The sequence below is a fragment of the Gammaproteobacteria bacterium genome (assembly GCA_022340215.1).
Lineage (GTDB): Bacteria > Pseudomonadota > Gammaproteobacteria > JAJDOJ01 > JAJDOJ01 > JAJDOJ01.
In genome coordinates this window covers 23,461-45,613 of the sequence record JAJDOJ010000222.1, presented here as the reverse complement: position 1 = coordinate 45,613, position 22,153 = coordinate 23,461, and the positions used below count along the sequence as shown (strand labels likewise).

At 64.4% G+C, this 22,153-nt stretch carries 23 protein-coding genes; 10 read left to right on the top strand and 13 right to left on the bottom strand.

Annotation, left to right across the window (positions count from 1 at the left end):
* The first annotated feature begins 79 nt into the window (after positions 1 to 79).
* From LJE91_15495 to LJE91_15475, 5 genes are read left to right on the top strand one after another with little or no spacing between them, the layout of a single operon-like run.
* Positions 80 to 880 carry a segregation/condensation protein A gene (locus LJE91_15495; GenBank protein MCG6870078.1) on the top strand — a complete coding sequence of 267 codons (801 nt, stop codon included), beginning with the start codon at positions 80 to 82 and terminating at the stop codon, positions 878 to 880.
* Positions 873 to 1,610: an SMC-Scp complex subunit ScpB gene (gene scpB / locus LJE91_15490; GenBank protein ID MCG6870077.1), complete on the top strand. Its 738-nt coding sequence runs from the start codon at positions 873 to 875 to the stop codon at positions 1,608 to 1,610. The genes LJE91_15495 and scpB overlap by 8 nt, the downstream gene beginning before the upstream one ends.
* Positions 1,611 to 1,615: 5 nt before the next feature.
* Positions 1,616 to 2,458 (top strand): rRNA pseudouridine synthase, encoded by an 843-nt coding sequence (locus LJE91_15485; GenBank protein MCG6870076.1) that lies wholly within the window; start codon positions 1,616 to 1,618, stop codon positions 2,456 to 2,458.
* A gap of 38 nt (positions 2,459 to 2,496) precedes the next feature.
* Positions 2,497 to 3,120 (top strand): endonuclease III domain-containing protein, encoded by a 624-nt coding sequence (locus tag LJE91_15480; protein MCG6870075.1) that lies wholly within the window; start codon positions 2,497 to 2,499, stop codon positions 3,118 to 3,120.
* A 31-nt stretch (positions 3,121 to 3,151) separates the two neighbouring features.
* Positions 3,152 to 3,349 (top strand): hypothetical protein, encoded by a 198-nt coding sequence (locus LJE91_15475; GenBank protein ID MCG6870074.1) that lies wholly within the window; start codon positions 3,152 to 3,154, stop codon positions 3,347 to 3,349.
* 18 nt (positions 3,350 to 3,367) lie between these two features.
* Here LJE91_15475 and LJE91_15470 read toward each other — a convergent pair whose 3' ends face one another.
* Complete coding sequence (locus LJE91_15470) at positions 3,368 to 4,147, bottom strand: SDR family NAD(P)-dependent oxidoreductase (protein MCG6870073.1); 780 nt, start codon at positions 4,145 to 4,147, stop codon at positions 3,368 to 3,370.
* 299 nt (positions 4,148 to 4,446) lie between these two features.
* Between LJE91_15470 and LJE91_15465 the strand changes: the two genes are divergently transcribed.
* Both LJE91_15465 and LJE91_15460 read left to right on the top strand, forming a co-directional pair.
* A complete protein-coding gene (locus LJE91_15465) occupies positions 4,447 to 5,631 on the top strand; it encodes a DegT/DnrJ/EryC1/StrS family aminotransferase (GenBank protein MCG6870072.1) in 1,185 nt (394 codons plus the stop codon).
* 24 nt (positions 5,632 to 5,655) lie between these two features.
* The gene (locus tag LJE91_15460; GenBank protein ID MCG6870071.1) at positions 5,656 to 6,708 is read left to right on the top strand and encodes an iron-containing alcohol dehydrogenase family protein; all 1,053 of its coding nucleotides are present in this window, start codon (positions 5,656 to 5,658) and stop codon (positions 6,706 to 6,708) included.
* Positions 6,709 to 6,742: 34 nt separating this feature from the next.
* On the opposite strand, the gene LJE91_15455 is transcribed toward LJE91_15460, so the two are convergent.
* From LJE91_15455 to LJE91_15445, 3 genes are all read right to left on the bottom strand, one after another.
* Positions 6,743 to 7,720, bottom strand: coding sequence for a lysylphosphatidylglycerol synthase domain-containing protein (locus LJE91_15455; protein ID MCG6870070.1), 978 nt, complete (start codon positions 7,718 to 7,720; stop codon positions 6,743 to 6,745).
* Positions 7,721 to 8,113: 393 nt separating this feature from the next.
* Positions 8,114 to 8,506 (bottom strand): type II toxin-antitoxin system HicB family antitoxin, encoded by a 393-nt coding sequence (locus tag LJE91_15450; protein ID MCG6870069.1) that lies wholly within the window; start codon positions 8,504 to 8,506, stop codon positions 8,114 to 8,116.
* Between the two features lie 4 nt (positions 8,507 to 8,510).
* Positions 8,511 to 8,693, bottom strand: coding sequence for a type II toxin-antitoxin system HicA family toxin (locus LJE91_15445; protein ID MCG6870068.1), 183 nt, complete (start codon positions 8,691 to 8,693; stop codon positions 8,511 to 8,513).
* Between the two features lie 976 nt (positions 8,694 to 9,669).
* On the opposite strand from LJE91_15445, the gene LJE91_15440 reads away from it, so the two are divergent.
* Entirely contained in the window at positions 9,670 to 10,068 is a 399-nt protein-coding gene (locus LJE91_15440; GenBank protein ID MCG6870067.1) for a hypothetical protein, read from the top strand.
* 287 nt (positions 10,069 to 10,355) lie between these two features.
* On the opposite strand, the gene LJE91_15435 is transcribed toward LJE91_15440, so the two are convergent.
* The 4 genes from LJE91_15435 to LJE91_15420 all read right to left on the bottom strand — a co-directional run bounded on the left by LJE91_15435 (position 10,356) and on the right by LJE91_15420 (position 15,495).
* Positions 10,356 to 11,252: a carbon-nitrogen hydrolase gene (locus LJE91_15435; GenBank protein MCG6870066.1), complete on the bottom strand. Its 897-nt coding sequence runs from the start codon at positions 11,250 to 11,252 to the stop codon at positions 10,356 to 10,358.
* Positions 11,245 to 13,233: a biosynthetic arginine decarboxylase gene (gene speA / locus LJE91_15430; protein ID MCG6870065.1), complete on the bottom strand. Its 1,989-nt coding sequence runs from the start codon at positions 13,231 to 13,233 to the stop codon at positions 11,245 to 11,247. The genes LJE91_15435 and speA overlap by 8 nt, the downstream gene beginning before the upstream one ends.
* Before the next feature lie 5 nt (positions 13,234 to 13,238).
* Positions 13,239 to 14,210, bottom strand: a complete 972-nt coding sequence (locus LJE91_15425; protein MCG6870064.1) for a deoxyhypusine synthase family protein — start codon at positions 14,208 to 14,210, stop codon at positions 13,239 to 13,241.
* A 253-nt stretch (positions 14,211 to 14,463) separates the two neighbouring features.
* Entirely contained in the window at positions 14,464 to 15,495 is a 1,032-nt protein-coding gene (locus tag LJE91_15420) for an agmatine deiminase family protein (protein ID MCG6870063.1), read from the bottom strand.
* Positions 15,496 to 15,739: 244 nt separating this feature from the next.
* On the opposite strand from LJE91_15420, the gene LJE91_15415 reads away from it, so the two are divergent.
* Positions 15,740 to 16,126, top strand: a complete 387-nt coding sequence (locus LJE91_15415; GenBank protein MCG6870062.1) for a hypothetical protein — start codon at positions 15,740 to 15,742, stop codon at positions 16,124 to 16,126.
* Between the two features lie 78 nt (positions 16,127 to 16,204).
* Here LJE91_15415 and LJE91_15410 read toward each other — a convergent pair whose 3' ends face one another.
* From LJE91_15410 to LJE91_15390, 5 genes are all read right to left on the bottom strand, one after another.
* On the bottom strand, positions 16,205 to 16,645 hold the full coding sequence (locus LJE91_15410) for an EamA family transporter (protein MCG6870061.1): 441 nt from the start codon (positions 16,643 to 16,645) through the stop codon (positions 16,205 to 16,207).
* Between the two features lie 169 nt (positions 16,646 to 16,814).
* Positions 16,815 to 18,140 carry a DNA recombination protein RmuC gene (locus LJE91_15405; GenBank protein MCG6870060.1) on the bottom strand — a complete coding sequence of 442 codons (1,326 nt, stop codon included), beginning with the start codon at positions 18,138 to 18,140 and terminating at the stop codon, positions 16,815 to 16,817.
* On the bottom strand, positions 18,098 to 18,793 hold the full coding sequence (locus LJE91_15400) for an HAD-IA family hydrolase (protein ID MCG6870059.1): 696 nt from the start codon (positions 18,791 to 18,793) through the stop codon (positions 18,098 to 18,100). The genes LJE91_15405 and LJE91_15400 overlap by 43 nt, the downstream gene beginning before the upstream one ends.
* A gap of 3 nt (positions 18,794 to 18,796) precedes the next feature.
* Entirely contained in the window at positions 18,797 to 19,513 is a 717-nt protein-coding gene (ubiG, locus tag LJE91_15395) for a bifunctional 2-polyprenyl-6-hydroxyphenol methylase/3-demethylubiquinol 3-O-methyltransferase UbiG (GenBank protein MCG6870058.1), read from the bottom strand.
* A 14-nt stretch (positions 19,514 to 19,527) separates the two neighbouring features.
* Entirely contained in the window at positions 19,528 to 20,844 is a 1,317-nt protein-coding gene (locus LJE91_15390; GenBank protein ID MCG6870057.1) for a TRZ/ATZ family hydrolase, read from the bottom strand.
* 102 nt (positions 20,845 to 20,946) lie between these two features.
* Here LJE91_15390 and mtnA point away from each other — a divergent pair, with 102 nt between their 5' ends.
* Positions 20,947 to 22,053 (top strand): S-methyl-5-thioribose-1-phosphate isomerase, encoded by a 1,107-nt coding sequence (gene mtnA, locus LJE91_15385; GenBank protein MCG6870056.1) that lies wholly within the window; start codon positions 20,947 to 20,949, stop codon positions 22,051 to 22,053.
* Positions 22,054 to 22,153: the final 100 nt, after the last annotated feature.

Genomic DNA, 22,153 nt, shown 5'->3' with positions numbered 1-22,153 from the left:
AACCGCGGCCGTCGAGCCGGCGCCGGGAACGGACACCGGGGGCGATGCGCCGAACGACACGAACAAACCCGTCGAGCCGATCGCACGGGTACGCGGAGAACCGGTCACGCAGTTGCCGAAGGACCTCTATATCCCGCCCGAGGCGCTCGAGGTCTTTCTGGAAACCTTCGAGGGGCCGCTCGACCTGCTGCTATATCTGATCAAGCGCCAGAACCTCGATATTCTGGACATCCCCATCGCGGAGATTACTCGACAGTACATCGAATACGTCGAACTGATGAAGGAGCTGCAGCTCGAACTCGCGGCGGAATACCTGGTCATGGCGGCGATGCTCGCCGAGATCAAGTCGCGCATGCTGTTGCCGAGGCCGGTGGAGGTGGGGCAGGAAGAGGATCCGCGGGCCGAACTGATCCGACGGCTGCAGGAATACGAGCGGTTCAAGAAGGCGGCGGAGGACCTGGAGGCACTTCCCATCATGGGACGTGACGTATTCCAGGCCACGGCGTCGCCACCCGAACTGCACCGCCGGGCGCCCCATCCGCAGGTGGAACTGGTCGAGATCCTCAATGCGTTCCGCGCCGTACTCGAACGCGCGGAGATGTACAACCATCACCATATCCGGCGAGAGGCGCTCTCGGTCCGCGAGCGGATGTCGGGTGTACTGCGACGCGTCGAGGTGGGCGGGTTCGTGGAATTCGCCTCACTGTTCACGCCGCAGGAGGGGCGACACGGTGTCGTGGTCACCCTGCTGGCGATTCTGGAACTGGTCAAGGAGCGGATGATCGAACTGGTTCAGGCGGAGCCCTACACGCCGATCCACGTCAAGGCGCCGAACGCTTCGGGCGAGGTGCTGAAAGGGGAGGAAGCCACGGTTGGATAGCTCACGCATCAAGCAGATCGTCGAGGCCGGTCTCATGGCGGGCGCCCGTCCGCTGGACCTGGAGCGCATCACGGGTCTGTTCGGGGACGACACCGACGCGCCTACCAGGGAGGAAATCGGGGCCGCGATAGAACAGTTGCAGCGCGACTGCTCGGGCAGGGGATACGAGCTCGTGCGCGTGGCGGGCGGCTGGCGTTACCAGGTCAGACAGGAACTCGAGCCCTGGGTCTCCCGCCTGTGGGAGGAGAAGCCGCCGCGGTATTCGCGCGCCCTGCTCGAGACACTGGCGCTGATCGTCTATCGCCAGCCCATCACGCGTGCGGAGATCGAATCGATCCGTGGTGTGGCGGTGAGCAGCCACATCGTGCGTACCCTGCAGGAGCGCGAATGGATCCGGGTGCTGGGACACAAGGATGTGCCTGGTCGGCCCGCACTCTATGGCAGCACGAAACGTTTCCTGGACGATTTCGGCCTGAGATCGCTCGACGACCTCCCTACGCTGGCCGACCCGGTCGATCCCGATCGTCACGATCCGCAGTTTCAGCTCGGGGACCTGGAACAAGCGATGCCGACAGGGGAGGGTGACTCCGCCGATAGCGAGACGGAGGACGGGGAATCGCCGGCCTCTCCGGAGGCGGAGGGCTTGGTGGATGGCGAAGGGGAAACCCTGCGAGGATCGCCGGAGCCGACCCCGCTTCCCGAGATCGGCGCGACGGACCCGCCCCCCTGAAGCGCATGCCTGCGGACAGACGGCCGGCGGCGCCCGATGCCGCCAGCGAACGGGTGCAGAAGGTCCTCGCCGCGGCCGGCATCGGTTCCCGCCGGGAGATCGAAGCCTTGATCGCCGCGGGAGAGGTAAAGGTGAACGGCAAGACCGTCCGCCTCGGGGACCGCGCCGTACCGGGTGACAGGATCAGCGTCCGGGGTCGGCCGGTGCGCAGCCGTGCACCCGACACCCTGCGGGTCATCGTCTACAACAAACCCGAGGACGAGGTCACGACGCGCCGCGACCCGCAGGGGCGGCCGACGGTGTTCTCCAGCCTGCCGCCGCTTGAGACCGGCCGCTGGATCAATGTCGGGCGGCTCGATATCAATTCCAGCGGCCTGCTTCTGTTCACCAACGATGGGGAACTGGCAAACCGGCTCATGCATCCGTCGGCGGGGATCGAGCGCGAGTACGCCGTTCGCGTACTCGGTGCGCTCAGCGCCGGGATGCGCGCGCGTCTGCTCGACGGGGTGAAACTGGACGACGGAACGGCACGTTTCACGGCGATCGGCGAGGCGGGCGGATCCGGGGCCAATCACTGGTATCGCGTGGTGCTCTCCGAAGGGCGGAACCGCGAGGTACGGCGTCTGATGGAGTCCCAGGGCCTGCGGGTCAGCCGCCTGATTCGCGTCCGTTACGGGCCCATCGAGCTCGGCGGTGGGCTCAGGCGTGGACGCTGGCGGGAGCTGGCACCGGTGGAGTTGCAGGCGCTGGCTACGGCGGCCGGATTGCCGGAGCGGGCCCGCAAGACCCGTCCCCGGAGGAAGCCCCGCAAGAAACCCTGGGGCGGGCCGCGTCGCGAGGCCCGGTGAGCCCGAAGGATCCAGATCCCGCGGGGATCTACCGCCGGATGTTCGGTCGCTATGGCCCGCAGCACTGGTGGCCTGCCGATACGCCTTTCGAGGTCATGGTCGGCGCGGTGTTGACGCAGAACACCGCCTGGGGCAACGTGGAGCGAGCGATTACGAACCTCAAGCGTGCCGGCTTGCTCGATGCCTGCGCCATACGGGATTGTCCGCGAGCGGTGCTCGCCCGGCACCTGAAGCCCTCGGGCTATTTCAACGTCAAGGCCCGCCGGCTCGCCGATTTCTGCAACTGGTATCTTTGCCGAGGCGGTTTCGGAGGGCTCGACGAACTGTCGACCGTCGCCCTGCGCGATGCGCTCCTCTCGGTCCGAGGCATCGGTCCCGAGACGGCGGACGACATCCTGCTCTATGCCTTCGGACGACCTGTGTTCGTTATCGACGCCTACACGCGCCGGATATTCTCCCGCCTCGGCATGGTGAGCGGGGACGAACCCTACGAACGTCTGCGGGGCTGGTTCGAGGATGCACTGCCGCCCGACCCGAGAATCTATAACGAATTCCATGCACTGATCGTGCGGCATGGAAAGGATGTCTGCCGAACGCGGCCCGCTTGCGGGGGGTGTGTGCTGAAGTCGATCTGCCCCAGCGTCGCGTCACGTGCGGCGTGACCGACGCCTCCCGGATCGAGGACAGAGGAGGATGAACAAGGCCGGCTATCGCGCTGTGTTCCGGTTCGCGATTCGCCTGCTGCCCGTCCGGTCCGCGCCGCTTGCCGGCAGCCAGCGAGGGGCGCTCGAGGAGGGGATAGTGAATTCGGGGTGCCACGAGTTCTCGCCACGATTCCGGAACGCCTTTCTGGATATCCGTGAGGACCTTGCCGAGGCGACCGCGAGGTGAACAGCCTGCAAACTCAACCTACGAGACGTTTTGAGCGCGCGGAGCGAGTTCGAAGTTCCGCCTGGTGACGCCACGCCCATCGGCGCCGAGCAGGTAGAGATACGGGGCGATGACGTCTTCGGGTTCAGGGATCTCGCCGGGACGGGTAGCGGGGTAGTTCTGCAGATGGAGGCGCGTGCGCACCGGTCCGGTGTCCACCCCGTTGACGCGGATCTCCGGCTCGCTGTCCAGGTATTCCAGTGCCAGTATCCGCATCAGGCCGAGCACGCCCTGTTTCGCCACCCCGTAGGCGCCCCAGAAGGCGCGGGTGCAGTCGTGCGTCGAGAACACGATCGAGGCATCCGGCGCCTTTTCCAGCAACGGCAAGCAGGCGCGCGTCAGCAGGAACGGGGCGTGCAGGTTGACCGCCATGACGCTCGCCCAGCGTTCGGCATCGTAGTGCCTCAGCGGGGTGAGCCCGCTGACCGAGGCGGCGTTGTTGACCAGCCCGTCCAGGCGACCGAAGGTGCCGGAGAGGGTATCGGCCAGTTCGTCGTATTCCCGCGCGGTCGTGCCCTCTAGGTTCATGGGATAGATGGCAGGTTGCGGTCCGCCCGCATCCTCGATCCTGTCGTAGACCGCCTCGAGCGCACGCATCTGGTGGGACAACAGCACCACGGTCGCACCGCAGGCCGCGCAGCGCCGGGCCAGCGCCTCGCCGATCCCGCTGTCCGCTCCCGTAACCAGTATGACGCGCCCGGCAAGCAGATCGTCGGGCGCCGTGTAATTCAGCAGGTCCTGCGCGCTCGGTTTGTCCATCCGGATACGGTTCTCAGCGGGGGGAGTGTGAATTATACGGGGTTCAGGGCCCCTGAGGGCCGACCGATCGATAAGTGTTTGGTTGCGTGGCAACACCGAACCCGGTGCTCCGGGACCGGTTCAAAATCCCGCACTGCCGATGTACCATGACCCGGTGCTCGCAGTGGCCGTTGTGCTGAAACGGACCCGGGTCGAGTCAGCCACACGTTACCCGAATGGCGGCACCGGGATATTCTTCTCCGGCGGCTTGCCGTGTAACGCCTGACGGGGCCGCCGTCATCCCGACACCTGGAGTCGCCGTGCCTGGATTCGAGATCTTTGGTGACGAGGAACGCGCCGAGGTCGGAGAAGTGCTGGAGACCGGTGTCCTGTTCCGCTATGGATTCGATGCCGCCCGCAAGGACCGCTGGAAGGCACGGGAGTTCGAGCGTGAATTTGCCGCGCGACTGGGTGCGGGGCACTGCCACCTGTGTTCCAGCGGTACCTCCGCGCTTGCCATCTCGCTGGCGGCCTGCGGTGTCGGCGCCGGGGACGAGGTCATCGTGCCGCCCTTCACCTTCATCGCGACCGTCGAGGCGGTGCTGCAATGCGGTGCGGTGCCCGTGTTCGCCGAGGTGGACGATACGCTGTGTCTGGATCCCGCCAGTATGGGGGAGAGGATCACGGAGCGGACCCGCGCCGTGATCGTCGTACACATGTGCGGAGCGATGGCGCAGGTCGACGCGATCGCAACCCTGTGCGACGAGCGCGGTGTCACCTTGATCGAAGACACCGCTCAGGCCGTGGGTGCGAGCCTCGGGGGCAGGTCGCTCGGGACCTTCGGGCGCATGGGGTGTTTCTCGTTCGATCCGGTCAAGACGATCACCTGCGGCGAGGGCGGGGCAGTGGTCACCGACGACGAGGGACTCTACGAGCTGTCGCATCGGTATGCCGATCATGGCCACGACCACATCGGTTCGGATCGCGGGGCGGAGGACCACCCGGTGCTCGGCACCAATTACCGGATCAGTGAGTTGCATGCGGCTGTGGGTCTCGCCCAGTTGCGCAAGCTCGACGCGATCATCGCAACGCAGCGGGAAAACAAACGCAGGCTCAAGGAGGCCTTTGCCGTGTCTTCCGAGGTGGGCTTTCGTCGTCTGCCGGACCCGGCCGGGGATTCCGCGACGTTCCTGAGTCTCATGATGCCGGACGAGATACGTGCCCGCGAACTGGCGGTCGCACTGAAGTCCGAGGGCGTCGGTTGCTTCTACTGGTACGACAACAACTGGCACTACGTGCGGCGCTGGGAGCACCTGAAGAAACTGAGAACACCGGGCCGCTCGCCGCTGACGCTGATCGATCCCGTCCCGGACCTTCGCGATATCCGCGTGCCCCGGTCCGATGGCGTGCTGTCGCGCACGATCTCGATGCTGGTACAGCTTTCCTGGGACGAGCGTGAACTCGAGGGGCTCACGCGCAAGATCGCCAGGGTGCTCGGAGGATAGACCGTGGCATTCAAGAACCTGCCGATGATTTCGCACGTGGTCTTCGGCCGTGGCAGTTTCGATCGGCTCGACGACATCCTGGCGCCGCGGCGTGCTTCGTCGGGGCCAGGCATGGTGTTTCTCGTCGACGACGTGTTCCGGGACCACGAGCTGGCAGGACGGGTCCCGCTGCGCGAGGGGGACCGGCTCCTGTGGGTCAACGTAGACGACGAGCCCAAGACGGTCTACGTGGACTCGCTGACCGAACAGGCGCGCGAGGCCGTCGGGGGCGAGCCCCGTGGGGTCATCGGTCTGGGCGGCGGTAGCGCCATGGATCTGGCCAAGGCCGTCGCGCTCATGCTGACCAACCCGGGTTCCTCGTCCGACTACCAGGGCTGGGACCTGATCCAAAATCCGGCGGCCTACAAGGTCGGTGTCCCGACCCTGTCCGGGACCGGCGCCGAGGTGTCTCGCACGACGGTACTGACCGGCCCGGTGCGAAAGCTCGGCATGAATTCGGACCACACGGTGTTCGACCAGATCGTGCTCGATCCGGATCTGATCCGCGATGTCCCCAACCCTCAGCGCTTCTATACCGGGATGGACTGCTACATCCACTGCATCGAGTCCCTTGAGGGGACTTATCTGAACGCGTTCAGCCGCGCGTACGGTGAGAAGTCGTTGGAACTGTGCCGCGAGGTGTTTCTCGGCGAGCACACCCCAGAGTTGGACGACAAGTTGATGATCGCCTCCTATTTCGGCGGGATGAGTATCGGTTACTCACAGGTCGGGGTGTGTCACGCACTTTCCTATGGCCTGTCATACGTCCTCGATCTGCACCACGGAGAGGGGAACTGTGTGGCCTTCGATCAGCTCGAGGAGTTCTACCCGGAGGGTGTCGAGGAATTCCGGCGCATGATGAACAAGGGCGGGATCGAACTGCGGCGTGGTCTCACCGCCGAGCTCGATCAGGCCGGAATGGACAAGATGATCGACGTCGCCCTGAGCCTCGATCCGCTGTGGGAGAACGCGCTCGGCAAGGCCTGGCGTGAAAAGATGCCGCGCGAACGCGTACAGGCGCTCTACGAGAGGATGTGATGGACCGGCGCCGGTAGCAGGTTTCTCCTGCCTTTCAGGCCTCGCTGCGGAGAAAGTGTCGTCCCTCCGAGATCTGAAAGGCGATCACCGCCGGGATGCCGAGCAACAACTGACGAACACGCTTGACCAGCGACAGGGTCAGACCCACCTCGGGCGGTATACCGAGGATCGCGACCAGCAACATGTATCCCCCCTCCTGAACACCAAGCGCACCGGGGATGGTGAAGGCCATGTTCTTGATCGCCTGGCCGAGACTCTCCAGCATCAGGGCCTCGACCAGCGTCACGGGATGTCCGAGGAAGTACAGTGCGAGCCACACCTCGCCGACGCCGGCCACCCAGGCCAGGAAACGCCATGTGGCGGCCACGGCCAGGTCGGGCCCCCTGGTGTACAGCTCGCGAATCGCCGCATCGAGACGTGCGGCGCCACCGAAGGTCGCCATCCATCGGTTCCCCCCACCCGACAGGTTGGAGATCCAGCGCACGAACACCTCGAACATGCCCTTCAGCTGTACGACGATAAAGGCCATCACGACCAGCGCCCCGAGTCCGAGCGCCGCCAGCGATGCGTACAGCACGGCGTCTGCTTCCGTGACGACCAGCAGCACCGCCACGCCGAGCATCGTGAACAGGAGTTGGGACACCAGCGCGAGGGTGACGTCCAGTACGATGCTCGCCCCGGCAACCGCACCCGGAATGCCGTCGCGCATCAGCATCCAGGCGCTGGCGAGATCGCCGCCGACCTGGGCTACAGGCAGCAAACGGTTGATCCCGTCGCGGATCCACCGGATCTGTAGCAACCGCAGCGTCGAGGGCCTTCGTTCCACAGGAAACAGCGGTCTCCAGCCGATCGCGTCGAGCCACATGGGAAACAGGTAGTATGCGGTGACGACGAGCAGTCCCCATCCAGCCGATACCAGAGCCGCCGCCACGCTGCCGAATCCCTGCCAGGCGATGAGAGCAAGGGCCAGTGTGAGTCCCAGCATGGCGGCAATGAACGCGGAGAGTTTCATGCGGGATCCGGATCTCTGGCTGTCGGTTGCCTGGTAGGTTCACGGGCGGACGGTGTCCGGCGGTCACTCGGGGCGTCGCCGCCGCACACGATAGCTGGATTACAGACCAAAACACGGCCTGGCGCCAGGGAATCAGAGTTGCCGATTCACGGCGAAGCCCGGCCTCCCGCCGAAATCGTTTCATCGGACCCCGGCATTGCAGCGTTCCAACAAACCGGTGACCCGGGCGGTGTAAATAGGGTAATTTTGTACCGCTATCCTCAATGCCACTCAGGTATCTTATTTTCAATATACCCGTCGCGGACAGGTTTTCACGAAGCGCGTTCATGGGGTCAGGTCTTGTCCTGTGCTGCCATTATTTACATATGACATCGGGACCGGTTGAATGACGTATCAGGAACCGATCTCCCGCAACGCCGCGCTGCTCAGGAACGCGGAACGGGTCATGCCCCGCGCCCTGGCGGCGGCATCGATGCGCGCCAACAGGCCGGCGGGAATCGTGACATTGATGCGCTTGGCCGGGCCCTCGATAGCGGACAGATCGACATCGACCAGGCCGGCAATGAACCCTGCATATTCCGGGTCGTCGCGCAGCTTGGCCAGGGAGGTTGGCTCCGGGATCGTCTCCGCATCCTCGAGATGCAGGAGAATCGCCTCGCGCGCGTTCGCCAGTACATCGGCCTCATCGTCGGCCGCAGAAAAGCAGCCCGGCAAATCGGGAACGATGATTCCCCAGGCCGTTTCGTCGGTCCCGGGCTCGATCAGAATCGGATATTGCACTTTCATCCCTTCACTCCAGTCCCGCCTGCTTGCGGATCGCCTTGACCAGTCCGCGCCCAAGGCCCTTTTTCGGGTGCGGCACCGTGACCACGTGGGAATGATCAGGATGAGCGAACTGACGATGACTGCCCTTGACTCGTTTCAGCTTCCAACCCGCCGTATTCAGTTCCTTGATCGGCTCCCTGCTGTTCATAGTGTGTTTTATACACACTCCTGTTCATTTTACAAGCCAGGAGGCTTCGCGCTCGGAGAATCAGGAGTGGATTCAGATCTGGACGATCCCGGTTTTCTTCAACCTCCCGGAAATCGCGCTTCCACGTCGCACACCGGGTTCGTCCTTTCCTCTCATCAGGAGAAGTATCGATGTCCATGGCAATCTGCACGAACGGACGCCCCTTGAACTTTCGCAACCAGCGCGGCGCATCGCTTAAAGCTTTGCGCTGCCATCAGTGTGGCTCGCCGCTGCGCCAGTGTCTCGATGTGGCGGTCGCCGAGGGACCATTCTATCGTCTCCCCTGGCGGGGGTTAATATCCAGGCACTCAAAGGGCGGGCGGGGCAGCGGTCCGCCCGCGCTGCCGACACCGTTCTCGAGCGAGAATGAGCATTCGAGCACGTTATTAACGCCGCCAGGGAGTGCAGGACGGGCTTTTGCGACACCCTCTGCCAGGGGGAGGGATTAACCGATCATGTACTCGCGCCCGTCACGATTGTCACCTAAGCTGATATACCCGTCACGGACAGGTTTTCACGAGAAAGAGTCTATGTCATATTCGTTTCGTGGCAAGACGCGATGACGCGCAATAGCCGCTCTATTGCAAGGAATCGCAACGCCGCCACGGGACGAAGAGGGCGTGCGTGCCGGGAAAAACCTGTCCGTGACGGGTATATAAGGCGATTTATGTTAAATGACATACCATCCTGCTTGTCTTTGTCGTCCGTTCTCTGTGCTGCGACAACCGTTACATGGTTCGACGATGCGCCTGTTGTCGCGTCTTGATGACGAGCGATCCCGGCGCGGCGCTGTCCCTGCTTTGCTTGGGCACCGGTCTTGGGCTTCCTGCCCAAGCCGTTAACTGCTTCGCAGTTCACCCGGCGCGATCCGGTATGTCATTTTCCGGCAATCGCCTAAACACTCCGTGCTCGATCAATCGGGGCGGTGGGGGATCATGTGACCAGCATCCGGATTACCGAACTCGAACCACACGAAGACGGCCGTGGTGAATCGCTGCGTGTCCCGGTCGAGTGCCTCGCCGGCTTCGGGGCCGTCCGGGAGATGCACGCCGTCACCATCGTTCCGGGCGCGGTCCGTGGGAACCACGCCCACCCGCAACGCGCGGAGATAATGGTGGTCCGCCCGGCGGGTCCCTGGACGCTGGCATGGCGGAGTCCGCCGGCGCCCGATGTCTCCAGGCGCCGGTTCGACGGGACCCGGGTCCTGGTGCTGAATGTCGATGCGGGGATATTCCATGCCCTGCGCAACGACGCGCAGGAGCCGATGTCCATCGTGTCTTTTTCCGATGGTGCGCTAGCAAAGGGCGATACGGTGTGGGAGACGCTCCTCGATTGACCGTTCGGCTGCCGGTGTTTTCGTTCTCGGGAGCCGTGGATACGCCTGGCGAGCGTGACGAAAGCTAGCGATTGCCCCCCCGGAAGTGACGCCTTTTGCTGCGGGTCCGCAAAGATTCGATTTTCTTCCGGCGAATGGAGCCGTGCCCATCGATGAAAGACGGGATGATCGAGGTAGCCCTTCTCCGAGCCTGTTTCCGGTCCTTGCCATAGAAAGGCAAGGCGGGGGGTAAGGTGGGCCTGTTCCCGTTCGGCGAATTCCTTGACGGTCGTTTTCCGGCAATCGCCTTAATCGATGTATCGCCTGGAAAGCGCCCCGTAGGCGTCGATGCGTCGGTCGCGGAAAAACGGCCAGCCCTCGCGCTGCTCGCGGATTCGTCGGCGGTCCAGGGGTACCATGAGTACGGCCTCCTCATCTGCCGACGCGCGGGCGAGGACCCGGCCGTCGGGGCCGACAGCAAGGCTCTGGCCCCAGAACCGGATGCCGCCATCGCCCTTGGGATCAAGTTCGAAGCCGGTCCGGTTCACCGCGACCACGAAACAGCCGTTGGCGATGGCGTGGGCGCGCTGGATGGTTTCCCACGCCTCTAACTGGACCTTGCCGAACGCGTCCTGTTCCTCGGGGTGCCAGCCGATCGCCGTCGGGTAGAACAGGATCTCAGCCCCGGTCATCGCCGTGAGACGCGCCGCTTCCGGAAACCACTGGTCCCAGCAGATCAGGACCCCGAGCCGCCCCGCGGCGGTGGGGAAGGACCGGAATCCCAGGTCGCCGGGGGTGAAATAAAACTTCTCGTAGTAGCGTGGATCGTCAGGGACATGCATCTTCCGGTACCGGCCGACGACGCCCCGCGCCCCGTCGATCACGGCCGCGGTGTTGTGGTAAAGACCAGCGGCTCGCCGTTCGAACAGGCTCGCGACGATTACCACGTCGAGTTCGGCAGCGACCCTAGCCAGCACGTCTGTCGTAGGGCCTGGTACTGCCTCGGCGAGGTCGAAGTTCGCCACGTCCTCGGACTGGCAGAAGTAGCGGGAACGGAACAGCTCCGGCAGGCAGACGACCTGCGCTCGCTGGTCCGCGGCTTTGCGGATCGCCTCGACCGCGCGTGCGAGGTTGGCTTCGGGATCTTCCGAGATGCGCAGTTGCGCGAGGCCGATGCGTACGACATCGGGATTGCGGTCAGACATCGCCGCATTGCTCGATTCTGCAGTACGTGGTGTCGGCGAACAGCTTGCCGTAGTTGTTGAGAATCCTCATCCCCTCGCTCGGCCGGAGCTCTCCCGCGTCGATCTTTCGCCGCACCAGTTCGCTCATGCGCCGGTTGAGATCACTGGGAAAGTACTGAACCTGAGCCAGCATCTCGCTCACGGTCATGCCGGGAATCGCCTTCTCGATCCAGAAGTTGCCGGGTTCCCCTTCGTCGGCGTAGACGTGCACCTCGGGGAGTCGCCCGAACAGGTTGTGGGCGTCGCCGAGGATGTCCTGGTAGGCCCCGACCAGGAAGATGCCGAGCAGGTACGCCTCGCCTTTACGCAATTCGTGCAGCGGCAGGTGTCCGCCGGCAGCCTGCGGGCAGACATAATCTCGGATCCTGCCGTCCGAGTCGCAGGTCAGGTCCACGACGACCGCCCGTCGGGTGGGTTGCTCCGCCAACCGGGTCAGGGGCATGACCGGGAATCGCTGGCCGATGGCCCAGTGGTCCAGCACGGACTGGAAAATCGAGAAATCGCAGAGGTAGGTGTCGGTCAACTGCTGTTCCAGCGCCTGCTGTTCGGCGGGTGGCGGGTCCGGCGCGATCTGTTCCAGTCCGTGCAGCACCTCGTGGCAGGCGGTCCAGTAGGCGGTCTCGACACGGGCGAGCGTGTCGATATCGAGGTGTCCCAGCCGGAAGAGCGAGATGGCATCGTTGCGCGATTCCTGAATGTCATGGTAGGCCTCCACCAGCCGCGTGGCGTCCGCCCCGGCATTTGGAATCTCATTGAGCATCCGAACGAGCCGCTGCAGGATCCGATGTTCCCGCGTCGCCTGTGCGCGGGGCTCGATTTCAGTCGGTGCCTGGCGGTCCTGCCGGCGGCTGTCGAGGACGGGCACGATCAGGACGGAATGGTGCGCGGTGATGGCTCGCCCGCTCTCCGAGACGATGACCGGCGGCGCAACCGCGCGCTCCTGACAGATCGCCATGACCTCGGTCACCACGACATTGGCGTACTCCTGGAGGCTGTAGTTGATGGCCGAATGAGGGTCTTCCCGTGACGCACCATAATCGACGCCCAATCCCCCGCCCACATCGATTGTCGGGACCGCGATGCCACGCTGCCGCAGGTCCGCGTAGATCTGTGTGAGTTCCTGGATCGCTTCCTTCAGGACATGGATCTCGGTAATCTGACTGCCCAGGTGGAAGTGCAGCAGTTCGATCGCATCGTGTGCGCCGCGGTTCTCGAGAACGCGTACGAGACGTACAAGTTCCGGCACCGTCAGTCCGAACTTCGAACGCTCGCCACCGGACTCGAACCAGCGCCCCGAACCGGCCGTGGATAGCCTGATCCGCACGGCGAACCGCGCCGCGCGGCCCATACGGTCCGCGAGCGCCATGAACGCCTCGAACTCCGAGTATCTCTCCACCACCGGCAGGACCTGCTGGCCCAGTGCCTGGGCCGACAGCATCGACCGCAACATGACCTCGTCCTTGACGCCCGTGCAGAGCAGCAACCTGTCATCGCTCGCGTAGGGGAGCGTAGCGGCCAGTTCCGCCTTGGAACCGCATTCCAGACCGAGCCCGTACGCACCTCCCGCGTCGAGTACCTCGTCAACCACCTCGTGGAGCTGGTTGACCTTGATCGGGTAGACGGGCCGGTAGCGGTTGCCGTAACCGGTCTGTTCGATGGCGTTGGCAAAGGCCCTGGCTAGCCGCCGCACACGGCTGCGAAGCACGTCCTGGAAACGAATCAGCATTGGCGGGGCCACATCGTACTCGCGAGCACGCTCGACCACCTCAAGGATATCGATTTCCAATGGCAGGCTCGGCCGGGGCCGGACCACGGCGTGTCCCCGACCGGAGACACCGTAGAACCCGTCGGCCCAGGAGGCCATTGCGTAGAGTTCCTCGGAATCCCCCGGCGACCAGAGAGGTGGCGACTCGGGTGCCAAACGGTCCGGTCGGGCGCTCATCGTGGTCACTGCCCCAGCACGTGCGCGAAGATCAACGGCGCGACGATGGTCGCGTCAGATTCGATGATGAACCTTGGCGTGTCGGCAGAGAGCTTGCCCCAGGTGATCTTCTCGTTGGGCACCGCACCGGAATAGGAGCCGTAGCTCGTGGTCGAATCGCTGATCTGGCAGAAATAGCCCCAACGCGGGGTGTTCTCGAGCTGGAGGTCCTGCTCCAGCATCGGCACGACACAGATCGGAAAGTCCCCCGCGATACCGCCGCCGATCTGGAAGAACCCGACCGGAGCGCTGGCCGACGTATCGCGGTACCAGTCGGCCAGGCTCATCATGGTCTCGATCCCCGTTCGCACCGTGTGCACATTCCTCACCTCGCTCCGGATAACGAGCGCGGCGAAGCTGTTGCCCAGCGTGGAATCCTCCCAGCCGGGCACAAAGACGGGCAGGTTCCGTTCGCAGGCGGCGACCAGCCATGAGTCCGCCGGATCGATCTGGTAAACGGGTTCGAGCTCTCCGGACCGGATCAGCTCGTAGAGGAACTCGTGCGGGAAGGCCCGTTCTCCGGCGGAGTCGGCCGACCGCCAGCGCGCGCTGACGGCATCTTCGATGCGACGAAATGCCTCCTCCTCAGGGATGCAGGTATCGGTGACACGGTTGAGCTTTCTCGCCAGCAGGTCTTCCTCGTCGGCTGCGGAAAGCTCCCGGTAGTGTGGAACGTGTACATAGTGATCGTGGGCAACGAGGTTGAAGAGATCCTCTTCGAGATTCGCACCGGTCGCGGTAATGGCGTGAACCTTGTCCCGGCGGATCATCTCGGCCAGCGATAGACCCAGCTCCGCCGTGCTCATGGCCCCGGCCAGGGTCACCATCATCCTGCCGCCGCGGTCCAGGTGTTTTGCCCAGCCTTCGGCGGCACCAACCAGCATGGCGGCGTTAAAGTGCCGGTAGTGGTGGTTGATGAATCCGCGGACCGTTCCCATGGCGTACCTGCTATTTCCGTGGTTCGATGGTGGACTGCGCTGAACTGCGCTTGTCCACCCTACCGAACTTCCATTTGCAGGTCGTGGACAAGGGTAGGGTGGACAAGTGAAGCGCAGTCCACCCCCGCAGACCCCGGGGAAGAATGGATGGCCTGCGCGTGGATTCTCCACACTAATGAGCACGCGGTTATTGAGTTATCCTTCCCTGTCCTTGCCCACAGGCGAATCATAACCCAATGTTGACCGCTTCGACTCAGCCTTGATGCGCCGGGATCTGTTGCGTCAGGCAGTGGAAGGTGCCGAGACCGGCGACGAGCGCGCGGGCGTCGATCGGCACGATGCGCCGCGACGGGAAGCAGCGGGCGAGGATCTCTGCGGCGAACGGATCGCTGCTGTCGTCGAAGGCGGGCATGAGCACGACACCGTTGCCGATATAGAAGTTGGCATAGCTCGCCGGCAGGCGTTCGCCGTTCCTTAGCTGCGGGGGCGGCATGGGAATCTCGACGATGCGCAGGCGTTTCCGACCGGGCAGACGGGCTGCGCGGAGCCGTTCGAGATTGTCCTGCAGCGGGGCGTGGTTTACGTCGAGCGGGTCGGGTTCGACGACGGTCACGACGGTGTCCTCGGCGACGAAGCGCGTGAGATCGTCGATGTGACCGTCCGTGTCGTCGCCGGCGATCCCTTCGCCGAGCCAGATCACCTGTCGCACACCAAGGTAGTGCCGAAGCGCTTGTTCGATCTCTCCGCGTAAAAGCGACGGGTTACGGTTGGGGTTCAGCAGACATTGCTCGGTCGTCAGACACACTCCGTCGCCGTTGACCTCGACCGAACCCCCTTCGAGCACCAGTTCGATGCGTTCGCAGGGAACTCCCAGCACCTTCGACATTTGTTCGGCCGCGGCATCATCGAGATCCCATGGAGGATACTTGCCGCCCCAGGCGTTGAAGCGGAAATCGAGCGCTTCCAGCCGACCTTGACGGATGACGAAGATCGCCCCGTGATCACGGCACCAGGCGTCGTTGGTCGGGATAACGTGGAACCGTAAGCGCTTGTTCGGGATTCGTCCGATGAATCGTGCCGCCACCGAGGCGCGGTGGGCTTCGTCGAACACGTTGATGCGGACGGTCTCGGCGGTCGCAAGCGCGACCACCGCCTCGGTCACGGCACGCTCGGCCGCTTCGAGACAATCCGGCCAGGTTGCCGCATTGTGCGGCCAAGAGAACCAGGTGCCCTGGTGCGTGGCCCACTCGGGCGGCAGGAAATATCGATCTGAATCAGGTCTCATCTCTGCTAACGGAATGGCCTCCTTTCTGTTGTCTGCTCGCCAACGACTTCTCCCGGTGATGTTGGTTGGCTGGGTGGGTTTGAGAGAGGCAATAACTCCGAGAAACTGGAGATATCGTAAAAAATATCTTCTTAATCAATGACTTAATATAATAAATTCATTGTTGGCACGGATCTGGCCTATAACCGGGCGAAGCATCGAGATACCCCATATCAATCCAGACGATCCCCGTGAAGGAGGGCACATGAAAAACATTCGCGAACGCCTGCTCTTGATGGCCGTCGGCGCAGTCCTGATGTTGCAGGCCTTTCCCGCGGCAGCGCAAGTTATCATCAACGGGCAGGTGGTCGAGGGGCTGCAGCTTCAGGCGCTGCAACTGGCGCTCGGCGAGGTGATTCCTGCCGGCAACTACTGGCTGGATGCCAGCGGCAACTGGGGCTTCGCCGGTAACTCGACCGTGCAGGGCAACCTGTATCAGGACGACGGATCCTCTGCCTCGACAGGCGGCGGCAAGTCCCATTCCTCGTCCTACAGCCAGGGTGGGGCCGGCGGTTACGGTTCCTACGCCAGCGACGGCGACTGTTCCATTATCTCCATCGAGGGCATGAGCATGACCTCGGGTAACTGCTGATCCGCCCCTTACCCGACGGAGGGTGTCGCAAAAGCCTGTCCTGCGCTCCCTGGCGGCGTTAAGAACGTGCTCGATTGCTCATTTACTGTGTGTAAACTGCGCTTCTGCGCGCGTTCCTGCCTTGCTAAGACCCGCCAGGGCGAGGAAGAAGCCGAACCAGGCCAGCGGCGCCATACGCTCCCCGGCGCGCAGTCCGGCGACGAACATCGTCAGTTGAACCGAGGCGAACAGGATCAGGGTACCCGTCGACGCGGTCAGTGAGAGGTAGGCAAGCGAGAAACAGATGGCATAAAGGAATAATGTGACGACGCCCAGCGGTTCGCCGCGGGTGGAGGGGCCGCCGTGACGTACCGCCATCACCAGCCATAGCATCAATGCCCCGGAAACCGGACGTACCGCAGTAACGCCTGCCGCGTCGATAGTCCCTGATTCCAGGGCCATGCGGCAGAGGACGGAGTTGGCGGCGAAGGCCATCATCGCCACGGCCGTCAGTCCGGCGATCCTCGCCTTGGAAGTCATGCGTCTTCGCGGGACTCGTCGAATCGCGTCGGGAGCGCAGGCAAAGCCTGTTCGCACATGCCGTTTGAACTGGACGCGATCACCGCCTGGAGGTCCCCGACCGCTTCGTGACTACGGATCGAATCTGCCTGCCTTCGCTGGAATTCCGAGTGCCCGTTTAAGGGCTTCCCTAATCGTCGCTCTGCTTCGGCGACAGGGTGGCCTTCTCTACGGGTTCGAGTTCCTCGATGTCCTTGTTCGGCTGGATCCCCAGCTCCGTAAACCGGCGCGCGCCAGGCAGGACCTGGCGTTCCAGGGAACCGAGCGCGCGGTTGTAGTTCTCCACGCTGCTGCCGAGAGTGCGGCCGAGCCGGCCCATGTGCTCGACGAAGGTAGCGATCCGGCGATAGAGGTCCTCGCCGAGGTCTCGGATGATCTCGGCGTTTCGCGTCAACACGAGCTGTCGCCAGCCAAAGGCGACCGCCCGAAGCAGGGCGACCAGGCTGGTCGGTGTGGCGAGAACGACCTTGCTGGCGAGGGAGTCCTCCAGGAGCCCCGGGTCCAGCTCCAGGGCGGCGGCGAGGAACTGGTCACCGGGCACGAACAGTACTACGAAGTCCGGCGAGTTGCGAAACTGCGTCCAGTAGGCCTTGCTGGCCAGTTCCCGCACGCGCTCGCGCAATTTCCGCGCGTGTCGTTTAAGCGCCTTTGCCCGCTGCTCGTCGTCCGTGGCCTCCATCGCCTCGAGGTAGCCGTCGAGGGGGGTCTTGGCGTCGACCACGATCTCGCGTTTGTCCGGCATTCGCACGACCATGTCCGGGCGCAGCGTCCCTTCGTCGCTCCGCACGCTTTCCTGCTCGGTGAAATCGCAGTGCTCGACCATCCCGGACAGTTCGGCAAGCCGCTTGAGGGTCATTTCACCCCAGCGGCCACGTACCTCGGGGCGACTCAGGGCCTTGACCAGGTTGCGCGTCTCGTTCTGCAGGCCGCGATGCGACTCGGCCACCAGGCGCAGGTGCTGGTTGAGGGCCCCGTGGGCCTCCTTTCGCTCCTTCTCGATCTCGTGGATCTGGTCACGGGTCTTCTCCAGCGCCTCGCTGATGGGCGTGACAAGCGCGCTGACGGCCTTTTCCTTCTCGTCCAGCCCCGCCTGCGCCCTGATGTGGAACTGCTGGAGGTTCTGCTGTGCGAGTTCCAGGAAGGTCTCGCTGTTCTCGTGCAGTGCCCGGCGCGACAGCGAGGCGAAGGTCGCCATCATGTGCTTGCGGGCCTCCTCCATGGCGGCCACCTTCTCGCGGTGACGCTGCCGCTCGATCTCAAGGCGTGCGGTCAGATGGACGATCTCGGACTCCGTGCCCGCGCGCTGTCGGTCCAGGCGGTCGCGGTAGTACAGCGCGCTGATTCCGGCGCCGAGGAAGAACAGGCCGGCGGCCACGACGAACATCTCCCAGGGGATGGCCGTGGCGTCGACGGTCATCCCCCGCTCGATCGGGCCCGGTCCGGCGCCGGGAGCCACGCCCGGATCTCCCGGATTTCGTCGATGATGCCGTCCGCGCCCCAGCCCGCGGGGTCGAGGCCCTCGTGAATATAGCCGTAGCGCGCGACCAGGGTGGTCATGCCCGCTGCGTTGCCCGCCTGGATGTCGCGCGGATCGTCACCCACGTAGATGCAGTGCTGCGGTAACGCACCAGCCAGATCGCTGGCGTGCAGCAGCGGCGCGGGGTGGGGCTTGCGATCGACAGTCGTGTCGCCGCTGACGATGCAGGCCGCCCGACCGTCCAGTCCCAGCGTGGCCACCAGTGGGTCGGTCAGCCAGGCTGGTTTGTTGGTGACGATGCCCCATCCGAGTCCGGTGGATTCCATGTAAGCGAGCGTTTCCGCCATCCCCGGAAACAGACGCGTGTCGACACACAGGCCGGACTGGTAGAGATCCAGGAATCGCTGGCGCAGATCGGCGAAGCGTACTTCCTCGAGTGTCTCCCCGAAGGCCAGGTGGACCAGGGCGGAGCTGCCGCGCGATACGCTGGCGCGGATCTGTTCGTAGCGGAGCGGTTCCAGACCTTCCTCGAGGCGCAATGCGTTCAGGGCCCGGGCAAGATCCGGCGCGGTGTCCGCCAGCGTACCGTCGAGGTCCAGAAAGACAGTCGATATTCGCTTGTCCGCACGCAAGTTTCAGGGCGCCTTCTGCAGGCGCATGATGTAGTTCACGTCGACGTCGCGTCCGAGTTTGTAGACACGCGTGAGTGGATTGTAGGTCATGCCGACGATGTCGCGGGTCTGCAGACCCGAGCGCCGCGTCCATTGTTCCAGCTCGGAGGGCCGGATGAATCGCGCGTACTCGTGCGTACCGCGCGGCAGCAGATGGAGCAGGTACTCGGCGCCGACGATGGCGAACAGAAAGGACTTCGGGTTGCGGTTGATCGTGGAGAAACACACCGTGCCGCCCGGTCGAACGAGCTCGGCGCATGCCGCGACCACCGAGGACGGGTCGGGGACGTGTTCCAGCATCTCCATACAGGTGACCGCGTCGTAGGACGCCGGTCGCTCGTCGGCCAGCGCCTCGACCGAGATCCGCCGGTATTCCACCTCCAGGCCGGATTCCAGCAGGTGCAGCCTTGCCACCGACAGGGGCGCCTCGCCCAGATCGATGCCCGTGACGCGTGCGCCGCGCAGCGCCATGCCTTCGGAGAGCAGTCCGCCACCGCAACCGACGTCCAGGACCTGCTTGCCGGGCAGGGCGATGTGGCGATCCACGTAGTCGAGCCTCAGGGGGTTGATCTCGTGCAGGGGCTTGAACTCGCTCTCGGGGTCCCACCATCGGTGGGCGAGTTCCTCGAACTTGCGAATCTCGACCGGATCGACGTTGTGTTCTGCGTGCGAATGCGTCATGATAAAAAGTTCGGTCAGGTTTCCCGGATACGGCCGGCCCACCGGGCCGCCTTGTCCTTGACCTCGTCTTCGTCCAGATGGACGAGACAGCGGTCCTTCAGCACGTGCCTCCCGGCGACCCAGACGTCGCTGACCCGCTCCCGGCCGGTGGCGTACACGAGCTGTGAGATCACATCGTAACAGGGCTGGGTCTCTACCGTATCGAACGAGACGGCGGTGATGTCCGCGGCCTTGCCCGGTTGCAGGGAACCGGTCTCCGCGGAAAGCCCGAGCGCGATGGCCCCGTTCAGGGTCGCCATACGGAGAACCCATTCGGCAGGAGCGGCGGTGGCGTCGTTGGCCACCCCCTTGGCGAGCAGCGCAGCGGTGCGCATCTCACCGAACATATCGAGGTCGTTGTTGCTGGCGGCGCCGTCGGTCCCGAGACAGACGTTGACGCCGGCCTCGGCCAGCGCCTGGACCGGACAGAACCCGCTGGCCAGCTTGAGATTGGATTCGGGGCAGTGCGCGACGTGGGCGCCGGCCTGCGCCAGACGCGCGATCTCGGCGTCCTCGAGCTGTGTTAGGTGGACGCCGATCAGCGAAGGGGATACGAGCCCCAGGTCGTCGAGGCGTTCGAGCGGTCGCCTGCCGGTCTTCTCGACGGCCTGGGCGACTTCGTCCGCGGTCTCCTGTACGTGTATGTGGATCGGGATCTCGAGTTCGTCGGCCAGGGTCCGGACGCGGGTCAGGGCGGGGTCAGAAACCGTGTAGGGCGCGTGCGGTGCCATCGCATGGGAGATCAGCGGTTCGCCCTTGAATTCGTCGTACACCGACAGGCCCTTGGCGAGGTATTCGTCTGCGTCGTTCGCATAGCGGCTGGGGAAATCCAGGACGATCAGGCCCACGCTGGCGCGGATCCCGCAGGCAATGGCGGTGTTTGCCGTGACCCCGGCATGGAAGTACATGTCGTTGAAACAGGTGGTGCCCCCGCGCAGCATTTCGGCTGCGGCCAGGGACACGCCGTCGCGCACGAACTCCTCGCTGACCCAGCGGTCCTCCACCGGCCAGATATGCCCCTTTAGCCAGGCCATCAGCGGCAGGTCGTCGGCGATGCCCCGCATCAGCGTCATGGCCGCGTGGGTGTGGGCGTTGACCAGCCCGGGGATCAGGACATGGTCGTGGAGATCGACCGAGTTGAGGGGGTCGAATCGCGACCTTGCTTCCTCTGAAGGCAGGACCTCCAGAATCCGCCCGCCGCTGACCGCGACGGCATGGTCCTCCAGCACTGAGCCGTGGGGTTCCACCGGCACGACCCAGCGTGCTGCGATCAGGGTGTCCACTTTCTGCATGGCGGGCAACCATACCGGTTCGTGAGCCTCGCAAGCAAGCGCCTGCGACGCGATACCAGCGTGGTTTCCGGGCCGTGCGGTCAGGGGCTAGAATGTCCTGCCATGAAACGCAGAGAAGACGATACGGTCCGCGCAGTCACCTGGACCGGTGGGCACCTCAGGCTCCTCGACCAGCGGCGCCTGCCCGATGCGATCGAGACCATCGACTGTCACGAGCTGACGGACACCGCGCAGGCCATCCGCGACATGGTGGTGCGGGGGGCGCCGGCGATCGGAATCACCGCCGCCTACGGTGTCGTGCTGGCGGCCCGCGCACGTTACGCGCAGTCACCGTCTAACTGGAGGGCGGGATTCCTCGAGGACCTGGATTCACTCGGTTCGACGCGTCCCACGGCGATCAATCTGGCCTGGGCCATCCGGCGGATGGCCCGGCTCGCGAGGTCCATCGAGGGTGATCCGGAAGGCATTCTGCTCGCTGAGGCGATCCGGATCCACGAGGAGGATATCGAGGCCAACTACCGCATGGGGGACCTGGGTGCGGAACTCATTAGCGGCGGCGCGGTGATGACACACTGCAATGCGGGGGCGCTCGCCACCGGTGGCTATGGCACCGCGCTGGGTGTGGTGCGCCGCGCCTGGCGGAGCGGAAGGCTCGTCGAGGTCTACGCCGGCGAGACCCGCCCCTGGCTGCAGGGCTCTCGACTGACCGCCTGGGAACTCGTCCAGGAGGGGATCCCGGTGACGCTGGTCTGCGAGGGGGCGGTGGCGAGCCTGCTCCGCCAGGGGGACGTGGGCTGGGTCGTCGTCGGTGCGGACCGGGTCGCGGCGAACGGCGACGTGGCCAACAAGATCGGCACCTACGCCCTGGCGGTTCATGCACGCCGGCACGGTGTGCGTTTCATGGTGGTGGCCCCGACCAGCACCGTCGACATGGACTGCCCGACGGGGGACCGTATTCCGGTGGAGTTGCGAGGCGAGGAAGAGGTGTTGCGATTGGCCGGCCGGCCGCTGGCCCCGGCGGGGGCAAAGGCCTGGAATCCGGTGTTCGACATCACGCCGGCGGAACTGATCGACGTCCTGGTCACAGAGCGTGGCGTGGTGCACCGGCCGGACGACGAGAAGCTGGCGAGCTTCATGTCACACCGGAAAGCGTCTTATCCGACAGGCGAGCTATTAAACGGGCCTGCTGCGCGTCCAGACAGGGGTTGAGGAGCCTTCAGGCCTGATTTGAGCGCCGTTTCGCCTGTGTTCCTATCCCCCCATTGTCCCCTCATTATGTGCTATTATTGAGCGTCTAGCTCGCATATCC